Annotated in this window: 11 protein-coding genes; 10 read left to right on the forward strand and 1 reads right to left on the reverse strand. The window is 49.6% G+C overall.

Going from position 1 to position 12,520, the window contains the following annotated elements:
- The first annotated feature begins 454 nt into the window (after nucleotides 1–454).
- The 8 genes from ACFPXP_RS01395 (at nucleotide 455) to ACFPXP_RS01430 (ending at nucleotide 9,043) form a co-directional block, all read left to right on the forward strand.
- On the forward strand, nucleotides 455–1,603 hold the full coding sequence (locus ACFPXP_RS01395; RefSeq protein ID WP_379891665.1) for a phosphotransferase: 1,149 nt from the start codon (nucleotides 455–457) through the stop codon (nucleotides 1,601–1,603).
- Between the two features lie 351 nt (nucleotides 1,604–1,954).
- Entirely contained in the window at nucleotides 1,955–3,511 is a 1,557-nt protein-coding gene (locus ACFPXP_RS01400; RefSeq protein ID WP_379891667.1) for an ABC transporter substrate-binding protein, read from the forward strand.
- A 44-nt stretch (nucleotides 3,512–3,555) separates the two neighbouring features.
- Nucleotides 3,556–4,482 carry an ABC transporter permease gene (locus ACFPXP_RS01405; protein WP_379891669.1) on the forward strand — a complete coding sequence of 309 codons (927 nt, stop codon included), beginning with the start codon at nucleotides 3,556–3,558 and terminating at the stop codon, nucleotides 4,480–4,482.
- Nucleotides 4,479–5,384, forward strand: a complete 906-nt coding sequence (locus tag ACFPXP_RS01410; RefSeq protein WP_379891670.1) for an ABC transporter permease — start codon at nucleotides 4,479–4,481, stop codon at nucleotides 5,382–5,384. Before ACFPXP_RS01405 ends, ACFPXP_RS01410 begins: the two co-directional genes overlap by 4 nt.
- A 14-nt stretch (nucleotides 5,385–5,398) precedes the next feature.
- Nucleotides 5,399–6,202, forward strand: a complete 804-nt coding sequence (locus tag ACFPXP_RS01415; RefSeq protein ID WP_379891671.1) for an SDR family NAD(P)-dependent oxidoreductase — start codon at nucleotides 5,399–5,401, stop codon at nucleotides 6,200–6,202.
- Nucleotides 6,203–7,042: a polysaccharide deacetylase family protein gene (locus tag ACFPXP_RS01420; protein ID WP_379891673.1), complete on the forward strand. Its 840-nt coding sequence runs from the start codon at nucleotides 6,203–6,205 to the stop codon at nucleotides 7,040–7,042.
- Between the two features lie 4 nt (nucleotides 7,043–7,046).
- The gene (locus ACFPXP_RS01425) at nucleotides 7,047–8,051 is read left to right on the forward strand and encodes an ABC transporter ATP-binding protein (RefSeq protein ID WP_379891675.1); all 1,005 of its coding nucleotides are present in this window, start codon (nucleotides 7,047–7,049) and stop codon (nucleotides 8,049–8,051) included.
- Complete coding sequence (locus ACFPXP_RS01430; RefSeq protein WP_379891677.1) at nucleotides 8,048–9,043, forward strand: ABC transporter ATP-binding protein; 996 nt, start codon at nucleotides 8,048–8,050, stop codon at nucleotides 9,041–9,043. Before ACFPXP_RS01425 ends, ACFPXP_RS01430 begins: the two co-directional genes overlap by 4 nt.
- 33 nt (nucleotides 9,044–9,076) lie before the next feature.
- On the opposite strand, the gene ACFPXP_RS01435 is transcribed toward ACFPXP_RS01430, so the two are convergent.
- Entirely contained in the window at nucleotides 9,077–9,304 is a 228-nt protein-coding gene (locus ACFPXP_RS01435; RefSeq protein ID WP_379891719.1) for a hypothetical protein, read from the reverse strand.
- A 1,115-nt stretch (nucleotides 9,305–10,419) separates the two neighbouring features.
- Between ACFPXP_RS01435 and ACFPXP_RS01440 the strand changes: the two genes are divergently transcribed.
- Both ACFPXP_RS01440 and ACFPXP_RS01445 read left to right on the forward strand, forming a co-directional pair.
- On the forward strand, nucleotides 10,420–11,100 hold the full coding sequence (locus tag ACFPXP_RS01440) for an alpha/beta hydrolase family protein (protein ID WP_379891721.1): 681 nt from the start codon (nucleotides 10,420–10,422) through the stop codon (nucleotides 11,098–11,100).
- Nucleotides 11,101–11,301: 201 nt separating this feature from the next.
- Complete coding sequence (locus ACFPXP_RS01445; protein WP_379891679.1) at nucleotides 11,302–12,435, forward strand: M20 family metallopeptidase; 1,134 nt, start codon at nucleotides 11,302–11,304, stop codon at nucleotides 12,433–12,435.
- Nucleotides 12,436–12,520: the final 85 nt, after the last annotated feature.

A 12,520-nucleotide genomic window follows, 5' to 3' on the forward strand; every position in this document is an offset into this window, starting at 1 on the left:
AACTCGTTGCCATACCGGCTTTGACCAGGCACGCGCTGAACTTCTAGCAATGTTCACAACCACCGACTAAACAACGGCATCTACAAGAAATGGTTTTTCTATTTACACAAATTTCTTGACGCTACCTATTCTTTTGAAGTTAAATAAAATAATCATGTGCTGGTCGTACTGTTTAATTTTATGATAAATAATGTATCGGTTATCGTACGATTTAATTACGGAAATATTGGTAGGATATACATTTGAAGTAGAATCTCATAGTAATACCTTTTTGAAATAGAAGTTCAAGTGCACAGCCCAAATAGTTACAAATTTTGGTGGTAGCAAGGAGATGAGATTTTGATTGCGATGATGGAGGTAACTTGTCCGTAAAAAAACAGCTGGTACAGCAAAATATAGATATAGCGGATGCATTCCATGAAATTCAAGTAAGAGGATAAGAGAGAGTGTTGGAATGGAAACTATAATTACAATTTGTAATAGAACGAACATCCCAATCGAGGATAAAATCAATCAGCTCCATGCTTGTGTTCAAAGGATCTTTCAGGAGCCAGATGTAGAGCTGATATCAGTAAACTGTGAGGATGTCGGTTATGCAACACCAAATTTCACAACTAGCGGAATTTATTACTTACACGGAATAGCAAATGTTCGGAATCATCGCGAGCCGTGGACGATGATCCTCAAAATCATTAAACCGGACAGCACCGAGAAAGACCATGTACAACATCACAATTATTGGAGGCGCGAAGCGCTGGTTTTGGAGTCGGGGTTATTGCAAAAGCTTCCTGATTCGATTCATACGGCAAAATGCTATTTGGTGGAAGAACAGCAGGATGGCACGGTGTGGATCTGGATGGAGCTTGTAGAGGGCGAATACCCGCGTACAATCGAACAATTTTCTTTCATCGCGAGGCAGCTGGGACGGTTCAACGGTGCGTATCTCACGGGAAAGAATAGATTGCCGGATCAAGAGTGGATTTGCAGATCCTGGTTGAGGTCATGGGTTTCTGCAAGCCGCATGTATGCCCCGCATCTGGATGGGTTTGCAGATCAGCTAAATACGGACAATGAACAACGAATTTGGAATTGGTTTCAGCAGTGGAATAGGAAGGTTGATTCTTACATCGAATCGCTGGCACGACTGCCCCGAGTTTTGGCGCATCAAGATCTGAGTCAGATGAACATGCTGCTTGTTAAAGGGGAGCGGGATATGGAGCGGCTAGCGCTCATCGATTGGCAGTTTATGAGTCTTTCCGGGATCGGGGAAGATCTTGGAAAGCTGTTCGGCGTCCAGATGAGTCTGGGCATCATAGCAGCCGATCAGTTCGAGGAATATCAGGATTCCCTGTATTCGGCCTATCTGCAAGGCTTGGATGAGATGGGCTGGAAAGGTGACGAAAACAATGTTCGTTACGGTTACTGTATCAGCACCGCCGCCAGGAGTGTGTGGGAAGTGCCGCAGTATTTCGCCATGTCTATAAAACGAAAGGAAGAGCCGCAAAATATGGAACTGAAGGAAAAGGTTCGTCGGCTGGAACAGATCATTGCCGTGCATATGAAAATGGCTTCGAAAATCGATTCATTCAAGCTAGTTAACTAATGAAGATAGCTGCCGAACGAGGGGGACAATCCGCTGTAACTCACTGGGCCTATAATCCTATAATGACATATTTATATTGGATTGGATGAATCATCCATCGGATCCCTAGTAAACCATTCTAGTCCAATATTAAATTCCCAAAATGCCTTGACTGGGGCGTATTCTCGTGCTAAATTTATCACATTGCTGAAGTAATCCGATTATTTTGGTGTGAATAATATTATAAGCGGCGAGTTATTTTTTTATCTAGATTTTGTCGAAAATTGAAATTTTTTGAAGTTATTTTATTGTTGCAACTTACTCTTCGTAAGCTATTATTTTATTACATATACCATCCAGGGAGGCATCCACATGAAATTGTTCAAAAACATCACTCTATTATTCAGCTTGGCCTTAGTCATTGCTTTAACAGGCTGCAGCGTTGCCAGCCAAAATGACAACAATGAAACGCAAAATGAAGCACAGGGAGAGCAGACTGAAGGTCGCACGCTTGTCGTGGATCTGACGAATGAACCTGCGAACCTGGATCCAGGACTTCAATACAACTTTGACAGCTACGCCGTATATCGGAATATTTTCGATAACCTGCTTCGCCGCGATCCGGACACCGGAGAAATTTCTCCTTGGATTGCAGAATCCTGGGAACAAGAATCGGAAACGGTATGGAATTTTAAAATTCGCGAAGGCGTTACATTCCATAACGGTGAAGAGTTAACCGCCGATGACGTTGCATTCAGTATTGAACGTATTTTAGATCCAGAATTCAAGAGTGCCCAGCGGGTGAACCTGAATATTATTGAGTCGGTGAAGGCAGACGGCAGCAATCTCCAAATTACGACCGTTTCGCCAAGTCCTACACTCTTAACACAGCTTGTTAATCTAAGCGTCGTCCCGAAAGATTATGTGACTGAGGTAGGAAACGAAAAGTTTAATCTAGAGCCTGTTGGCAGCGGAGCTTATCAATTCGGCAGCTGGAGCAAAGGGACGCAAGTGACATTGACTGCGAACGCAGATTATTGGAACGGTGCCCCATCCATTACAGAGGTGGAATTCCGTTTTGTAGCGAATGCAGCTAGCCGCGTAGCCGATCTGCAATCCGGTAAAGCGGATATTGTGACCGGTATTAACCCGGACGTTGTAGATACCATTGAGGGAGACAGCAAGCTGCAGGTTCTTTCGACGCCAACGGAGCGTATTGGTTTCCTTGCGTTTAACATGATCGATGATACACCGACGAAGGATTCCAGAGTGAACCAAGCGATTGCTTACGCGATCAACTATGATTCTATCATTGAAAATCTACTGCATGGCTTCGGCGAGCCGATTACCCAAGTGCTTACACCGCTGTCCTTTGGATATGACGAGACAGTAGAAGGTTATCATTATGATCCTGAAAAGGCGAAAGCATTACTGAAAGAAGCAGGTTACGAGGATGGAATGACACTGGAATTCGCGACATCTCCGAACTTTGATCAGCGTGTCGTTCAAGCGATTCAAGGGGATTTGGCGAAGGTGGGCATTACCGTGAATATTAATTTGAATGACCACCCAACATTCCTGCAAAAGCTTCAAGATCCTGCACGCAAATGGGGAAGTCTTCGTTACGGCATCTGGTCCTGCTCCTGCATGGATGCGGACGGTACGATCCTGCCGCTCTTCCATACGGATACGGTCTGGAGCGCATATTCCAATCCGGAATTTGACGCTGCGGTAGATGCGGCTCGCGCGACAACCGATGAAGCGGTTCGCTTGGAAAACTACAGCAAGGCGTTCCATATTCTCCAAGAAGATGCGCCGGGCGTAGGTTTATATCAAGTCTATGCTTTATACGGGGCGAGCAAAAATCTAGAATGGAAGCCGGATGCACAGGAGAACTTCTTCGTTAGAGATATGAAATGGGCAGAATAGACGGTCGTAGTTTTATTGAAAGAAGATAGAGAGAAGGGATACCTGTGCTGTATTTCGGACAGCGGATTGTACAAGCTCTAGTTTCATTAATTGGCGTAGCGACGATCGTGTTTTTCATTCTGCGCCTTACTGGAGATCCTGTACTGCTGATGGCTCCTCAAAACGCAACAGCTGAAGATATCGAGAGATTAAGAGAGGCGCTCGGTCTAGATCAGCCGCTGGGAGTACAATACATTGATTATTTGGGTCAAATCTTCACAGGTGACTTAGGCCGATCCTATATTCAAAATTTACCGGTCATAGACATTATTATGGAGCGGCTGCCGTATACGATTGATTTGGCTGTGTCCGCATTTATTTTAACGGTCGTGATCGGGATTCCGATAGGGATGCTGACAGCGATTTATAAAGGAACATGGGTGGAGAAGGTATGCATGCCGATCATTTTGATCGGCCAAAGCATGCCGGCTTTTTGGACAGGGATCCTGCTCATTATGCTTGTGTCCGTCCAACTGCGGTGGCTTCCGTCGTCGGGAGCGGATGGATTGCAATCTCTCATACTGCCGGCCATAACGCTGGCTTCCTTATCCATCGCAACTGTAGCGAGAATGACCCGTTCCAGCATTTTGGAGCAGCTTGGACAGGATTATGTACGTACCGCCCGTTCGAAAGGCGTCGGTACGCCTCGTCTATTGTTCAGGCATTTGCTGCGAAATTCCTGTATTCCGATCATTACGGTGCTCGGATTGGAATTCGCGAATCTTCTGGGCGGATCCGTTATAACGGAAACGATTTTTGCCTGGCCGGGACTGGGGCAGTTAACGATTCAATCGATTCAGGCCAGAGATTTTCCATTAATACAGGCGGTTGTCTTGTTAGGGGCAGCGTTCTATATTGTAGTGAATTTGATTACGGATTCGATCTACGCTTGGGTCGATCCAAGAATTAAGCTGAGGAGAGACGCGTCATGAGTAACATACCATCAACCGATCCAAAGGCTGCCTCCTCGTCTCTATTTCAAAAATTCAAATTTCCGAACAAGGCGAAAAAAGGGATCGTACTCATCCCTTTTCTTGTCATTTTATTCGTTTTTGTGATCGTTTCGGTCGCTCCTGGGTTGTTTGCAAAGCATGATCCCGTGTTGACAGAGCTGTCCATTCGTCTGCAGCCGCCGGGCTTTACGGATTCCCATGGTTCCGCATATATGTGGGGGACGGATGAGTTGGGCAGAGACATATTCAGCCGTGTGATTCATGGAGCGAAGGTATCGCTGCTCGTTGGCGTCTCTGCGGTATTACTGTCCGGCGTGATCGGCGGACTGCTCGGCATGTTGGCAGGTTATTATCGGGGGATTATCGGTACGGTCATTATGCGTCTCGCCGATATTTTGCTCTCGATTCCGTTCCTGCTGCTGGCCATTCTAACCGTTGCTGTACTCGGACCGAATTTGATGAATCTTATTATCGTGCTGGGGATTGTCCGTTGGCCGCGCTATGCACGGGTTGCATACAGCGCAACCTTATCGACGGTGAATCGAGATTTTGTAAAAGCGTCGGCTGCACTCGGTGCGCGTCCGAGAAGATTGCTGATGAAGCATATTTTACCGGAGCTGATTCCTCCGCTCGTCGTCGTTGCAACGTTGGAATTCGGTCTGATGATTATGTTCGAGGCTTCCTTGTCCTTTATTGGGCTAGGCGTACAGCCACCGGATCCGAGCTGGGGCTCGATGCTTTCGACAGGACAAAACTACGTAAATACCGCTTGGTGGATCGCGACATTCCCGGGAATTGCTATTTTCCTCGTCGTGCTTTCGATTAATACCATCGGTGATTATGTAAGAGACAGACTCGATCCGAAAAATCAGAAGAGATAAGCAGCGAGGTGATCATGATGCATTTTGGAGAACAATTTGTCGGTAAAAAAGTGTTGATTACAGGCGCTGCCGGGATATTCGGTACGTGGATTGCAGAAGCCTTCGCAGAAGCGGGTGCGTCGTTGTGCTTATCTGATATTCGCGAAGCAGAATTGCAGAAGCTTGCTGCGAGCCCCAAATTAAAGGAGGCACAGCTGCTGCTTCATACGACGGACTTGAGCCGTGAGGAAAGTGTATATGACCTCGTACGTCTCATTGAGACGACATGGTCTTCTGCAGATATCGTCATTAATAACGCAGGAATTTATAAAAGGCAAAAACTGATGGATATGACGGTTCCGGATTGGACCCAGTCGCTCGGAGTGAACGTGACGGCTCCTTTCCTGCTGACCCAGCAGCTGGCGAAGCAGATGATACAGGACGGAAAGCAGGGAAGCATCATCAACATCAGTTCTGGTGCCGCGAACAATACACAAATCGGCGGCGGGCATTACTCGACGGGAAAGGCAGCCTTGTCGATGTTGACCAGAGCATTTGCTTTGGAGCTTGCCCCGCACAACATTCGCGTCAACGCAGTCGTGCCCGGGTTCGCACCGGGCAGCGAAGTGAATGCGCTAACGGACGAATACGTCCAAACGATGATTTCTAAAATTCCGCTTGGACGTACTTCTGGACCGAAGGATGCGCCCCAGGCGATATTGTTCCTATGCTCCGAGCAGGCTTCGTTCATCACTGGCGCAACGCTTTCCGTGGATGGCGGCCTTGCGGCAGGCACGTATAAAAAGCCAGTCGAAACTGAAGGGAAAGCAGGGATTTGAATGATGAATTCCGTATATCGATGGCCGGATGGAAAACGCTGCGCGGCAGCGTTTTCTGTTGATTTTGACGGAGAATCTCCTTTTCTGTGGCGTACTCGGAACCAGCCTACAGACGTGGTAGGAGAATTGGAACAGCGTGCATTTGGCCCTCGTGAGGGCATTTACCGCATACTGGACATGCTGTCGCGTCTCGACATTCGGGCGAGCTTCTTCATTCCGGGCATTATTGCAGAGCGATATCCGCAAGCCGTTGAGGCAATTGACAAGGAAGGACACGAAATTGGATTGCATGGATACCTGCATGAAAATGTGAATGGACTTTCTATTGAAGAGATTGAAGAAAGCATTGTGAAGGGCAAGCAGGCAATTGAACAAGTGATCGGCCCTCGTACGATGGGGTACCGCTCTCCCGCATGGGAGATGACGAAGCCGACCTTTGATTTGCTGCACCGTCATCTAATCCCGTATGACAGCTCCCTGATGGGACACGATCATCCTTATTGGATCGACGGGATGCCGGAAATTCCAGTACAGTGGCTCCTCGATGATGCGATTTTTTACCGTTTTACCGGGGGGATGGCCAGCATTCCGCCAACCAATCCAAATATTGTGACGGATATGTGGCTGCAGGAATTTGAAGGCATCAAAAAGTACGGCGGACTGTTTCTGCTGACCGCACACTGCTGGATTACGGGACGAGGTTCCCGTTTGATTGCGCTGGAGAAGCTTCTTACCAAGCTGAAGAACGATCCGGAGGTTTGGTGGGCGACTTGCGGAGAAATCGCGGAATACCACCGAGTGCATCACGCGGATCACTTTCACGAGACATTAGGGGGGTGACATCATGAGTCATGCAGCAATTCAGGGTGATAAGGCTCTGCTTAAAATCGACAACTTAACCTTGTCCTTCAAGCAGGCGGCAGGCTCGGTAACCGCCCTGCAGGGTGTATCGCTTGAATTGGGCAAGGGAGAAATATTGGGACTTGTCGGCGAGAGCGGCAGCGGCAAGAGTTTGACGGCGCTGTCGGTCATGAAGCTGCTGCCTGAGCAGGCCAAGTTCGATGAGGGGAACATCACACTTGAGGATATGTCACTCAAGGACTTGTCCGAGAAAGAAATGCGGAAAATTCGCGGCAATCAAGTATCGATGGTTTTCCAAGAGCCGATGACGGCACTCAATCCATTAATTCACGTAGGAAAGCAAATTGAAGAATTGCTGTTTTTGCATAAAAAGTCGAGTAAGTCAGAGCGGAAGGAAAAAGTCATTCAGCTCCTAAAATCGGTCGGGATTCCGGAGCCGGAGCTCAGGTATAGGCAGTTTCCATCTGAGCTTTCCGGTGGGATGAGACAGCGCATCATGATTGCGATGGCGCTCGCGTGCGATCCGAAAGTCATCATTGCGGATGAACCGACGACGGCTCTAGATGTGACGATACAGGCACAAATTCTCGATCTGCTGAAAGAGATAAAGGAAAAGTTTCAAACGTCGATTCTGCTCATTACGCACGATATGGGCGTCATTGCCGATGTTGCCGATCGGGTAGCGGTTATGTATGCGGGACGGGTGATGGAAATGGCGAATGCAGAAGAGCTGCTGGAGCGGCCTCTTCATCCGTATACCGTCGGATTATTAAATAGCATTCCAGATATTACGAGCGACAGCGAGGAAGAGCTGAACACCATTCGCGGTTCCGTGCCGGATTTGAAATCGATGCCGGAGGGCTGTCCATTCCATCCCCGCTGTGACTTTGCGACCGAGCAGTGTAAGAGTCAGATGCCACCGCTTGTACAGGGAGAAGATGGTCATGCTGTGGCATGCTGGAATCCGGTGAAGGGGGAAATGAAATGAGCCAAACCGAGCAAAATAGCAGCACCCCTTTAGTCGTGGTAGAAAATTTGAAAAAGTATTACGGCAAAACAAGCGGCTTTTTTGGTTCAGGCAAGCGTAATGCGGTCAAGGCCGTGGATGGCGTCAGCTTTCACATGTATGCTGGGGAAACGCTGGGCCTCGTAGGGGAAAGCGGCTGCGGCAAATCGACGACAGGCCGTGCGGTGCTGTATTTAGAGCCGCCGACGGAAGGCAGTGTAACGTTCGATGGACAGGATCTCGGCGAAATGAATCGGGAGCAGCTGAGACAGCTGAGAAAGGATATGCAGATCGTATTTCAGGATCCGTATTCTTCGCTCAATGTTCGGATGAAAATACGCGATATTCTTGCGGAGCCTTTCCAAATTCATGGCTTGTATCCGGGACAGGAAGCGCAGCAGGTGAAGCATCTGCTGGAGCTTGTCGGTTTGCCGGAGGGCAGCTTGGATAAATATCCGCACGAATTTTCAGGCGGCCAAAGGCAGCGGATTGTCATTGCCAGAGCGATTGCCCTCAGACCGAAGTTTGTTGTATGTGACGAGCCGGTCTCGGCTCTTGACGTTTCCGTACAGTCGCAAATTGTGAATTTGTTCGGCCAGCTGCAGAAGGAATTGGATTTGACGTATTTATTCATCTCTCATGATTTATCGGTCGTGCGCCATGTCAGCGACCGTGTTGGTGTCATGTATTTGGGCAAGATGGTGGAGCTGGGCAATAAAGCGGATATGTTCCAGAAGCCGCTTCATCCGTACACGCAAGCGCTGATGAGCGCGATTCCGGTGCCGAATCCGAAGCTGCAGCGCCAGCGGGAGAAGATCACGCTCCGAGGCGAGCTGCCGAGTCCGATGAACCCGCCGAAGGGCTGCCGGTTCCATACTCGTTGCCCATGGGCGGAGGAACGCTGCCGTCAGGAGGAACCCGTTTGGCGCGAAGCCGAGCCGGAGCATTGGGTGGCTTGCCATCTGGTGAAGTAAAGAGTTGATTTGGATCCATTAGAGGAAGCGAGTTTATAGCAGAAGGAGCTGAGCGTAATATGTTGGAACCGACAGATCTAAGCAAGCTGACACTGCATGGAGCGCCTTCCGTTCATCCTGTGAAGAGAGATAAGGTTGTACTTTCGAAAGCGGCGATGTCGATTGAGAAAGATATGTACGTGAGCGAGCTGGTGGTCTACGATACCATATCTGGTACCGAGAAGCCTCTGTTATCCGCTGAGCAGAGGGAAGAAGTGCCAGCCGATCAAAGTCCGGCTTGGTCTCCGGATGGGAAGAAGCTGGCCTTCATGCGCAAAGCACAGGGCAAGGATGAGCTGTGGCTGTATGAAGCCGATCAACATACCGTGAGACCGCTCGTGCAGAAATATAAAATTAAGGGCTTTGTTTGGAGTCCGGACGGCAGCAAGATCGCTTTTGTGAGCCGCGTGAACGATGTAAACAATGTCGCCTATAAGGTCAAGCGAATTCGCTTTAAGCTGGATGGCGAAGGCATGACGAACGGTTATACGCATATTTTCCTGTTGGATGTAGAGAGCGGGAACGTTGCGCAATTGACGACGAGGGAGACGGACCACGGCAATCCTGTGTTTTCCGCGGATGCAACTCGTTTATATTATTCATCGGATTATCCGGAAGGCAGCGATCTGGACAAGCAGCCGCTAATATACGAGCACAAGCTCAAGACAGGCGAAGAAAAGGTGCTTCATCCGGAGTTAAAATTCATTTCGTCCTTATTTCCACTGCCGGACGGCTCTGTGATTGGAACGGGGAAGAGAGACATCTCCAGCAGTACGGAATATGACAAATGGTTTCATGTGGATGGCGTGACGTCAATCACGACATGGCTGAACGGACAGCCGGATGTGCATATCGGGACGCACGTGATCGGCGACAGTAAGCGTACGGGATTCAGCAGCGTGGCAGCAGCTACAGAAGATCGGTCCCGATATGTGTACGCCGCGACTTACGAAGGGAAGCAGTCACTGTATGTGCTGGAGCTGCATTCTGCAACGGGTGCAGCAAGAGATTCGGACAACCTCGATGCGAAAGTGATGAAGCTGCCGATCGAGCACAACGTGATTTCCTTCGATGTAGTGAAGTGCGATGGGCAGCAATGCATTGTCGTTTTCGTTGGCGATACGATGGACAAGCCGGGAGAGCTGTATCGTGCCGTTTGGACATACGGTGAAGAGATCCAAGTAGATCAATTGACCGATCATCATGCGGAATTCCTGAAGCACCTTCCCCCTGTAGATATTCAATCTTATATTTATGAAGCAGAGGACGGCTTACGGGTGGAAGGCTGGTCCATGCAGCCGAGCAGAGACCGCTCCGCAAAAGATCGGCGGGGGACGATGCTTTGGATTCATGGCGGGCCGCATCTCTCTTACGGGCATGCGTTCCATTACGACTTCTGGTACTGGGTAAGCCTTGGATACCGGGTTGTGTTCTGCAATCCACGCGGCAGCAGCGGATACGGTCAGTCATTTGCACGTGAAATCATCGGTCAGTGGGGCGGCAAGGATGTAACCGATGTGCTAGGATTTCTAGAAATGGTGCTTGAGAAGGAAGGCCGCGATGAAGAGGAGCCGCTCTATCTTCTGGGCGGCAGCTACGGCGGATATCTCGTCAACTGGATCGTCGGGCATGATCACCGATTCAAGGCAGCGGTAACGGAACGCTCGATCTGCAACCTGTACAGCAAAGTCGGCAACAGCGATATCGGTTTTCAGAACAATCCGCATCAGCTGGGCGGCAAGGATTTATGGACGGATGAGGAGCACATTATGGAGCGTTCGCCAATTCGTTACGCGCCGAAAGTACAAACACCGGTTCTGATCATTCACGCCGAGCAGGACCACCGCTGTCCGATTGAGCAAGCGGAGCAGTGGTTTACGGCGTTATGGCGGTTAGGCAAAGATGTGGAATTCATTCGCTTTCCAGGTGCATCCCATGCCTTGGCAACGGCAGGTCGTCCGCAGCAGCGGATCGCCCGGTTGAACGGAATTCGAGAATGGTTGTATGCTCACGCATGATAGGTTCATTCTCGAAGATCGTTCTTTTGAATGGATGAATAGCGAAAAACTGCCACTTGAGTTCGTACTGGCGAGGTCAAGGAAACATGCTGTCTTACCGAATTGTAGTTAGAAATTTGCCCATATGAAGAAGATGAGATAAGAATCGTACGATTTTGGAAAATATATGACCTATACCAAAGTACGCCGAAGGAGATGCTTATGAGCAACTATTTGCAATGGGCCGAAAGCCAGCTGAATTCTCTGCTTTCCGATTTGGAGCAGCTGGTGAACATGGATACGCCATCGCGCAATAAAGTGTTGATCGATCAAGCGATGCCTTTCGTTATCCAGCGCTTTAACGAGTTGATCGGCGGCGAAGTAGAGACGTTTACTCAGGAGCAGTTCGGCAACCAGGTGAAGCTCCATCTGGGGCAGGGGGATGGTCAAATCTTAATCTTGACGCATCTCGACACGGTATGGCCTGAAGGGGAAGCGGCGCGCAGGCCGTTTCGCAACGATGGAAAGCGGTTGTATGGACCGGGTGTCTTCGATATGAAATGCGGTTTGCTGCAGGGATTGTACGCGATGCACGCAATTATTTCCCAGGAAAAGCCGAAGAAGAATATCGTCTTATTCATTAACACAGATGAAGAGATCGCGAGTACCTCTTCCAGACGCTTGATCGAAGAGGAAGCCGCCAAAAGCGATGCGGTGTTCGTGCTCGAGCCTTCGCTTGGGCAGGACGGGATGCTGAAGACGGCGCGCAAAGGTGTCGGCCGTTTCTTTATCGACATCGAAGGCGTGTCGGCTCATTCCGGCATCGATCACAGCAGCGGCGTCAGCGCGATTGAGGAAATGGCGCATCAAATCCTGTATTTACAAGGGCTGACGGATTATTCGGTGGGTTCAACGCTGAACGTCGGCATGGCTTCGGGCGGAACTGCGATGAATGTGGTGAGCGCGAATGCAAGAATTGAGGTTGAGCTTCGCGTAGAAAGAATGGATGAAGCGGAGCGCTTAAGCCAGCTCATCCGGAATTTGGCGCCTAAGCTGGACGGAACGAAGCTGCATGTAAAAGGCGGCATGGTTCGCCCGCCGATGGAGCAGACCGTCAGCCGCGGGCTGTTCCGGGATGCGCAGCGCATTGCAGGGGAGCTCGGCTTTACGCTGCAGGAATCGTCGACCGGCGGCGCCAGCGACGGCAACTTCACAGCAGCGCTGCAGGTTCCGACGCTGGACGGTCTAGGCGCAGTCGGTGCGGGAGCACACGCCGTGGATGAATTCGTGGAGCTTGATTCGATCGTGCCGCGCACAGCACTGCTCGTACATTTGTTGAAGCAATATAGCTATTAAATCGATTGATGTGTTGTCATACAGACGGTTGATGTCATCCTGCCAAAGTCTCACGGAGACGGAGGCAGGATTTTTTTTTACCGGT

The organism is Marinicrinis lubricantis (assembly GCF_042658665.1).
GTDB lineage: Bacteria > Bacillota > Bacilli > Paenibacillales > KCTC-33676 > Marinicrinis > Marinicrinis lubricantis.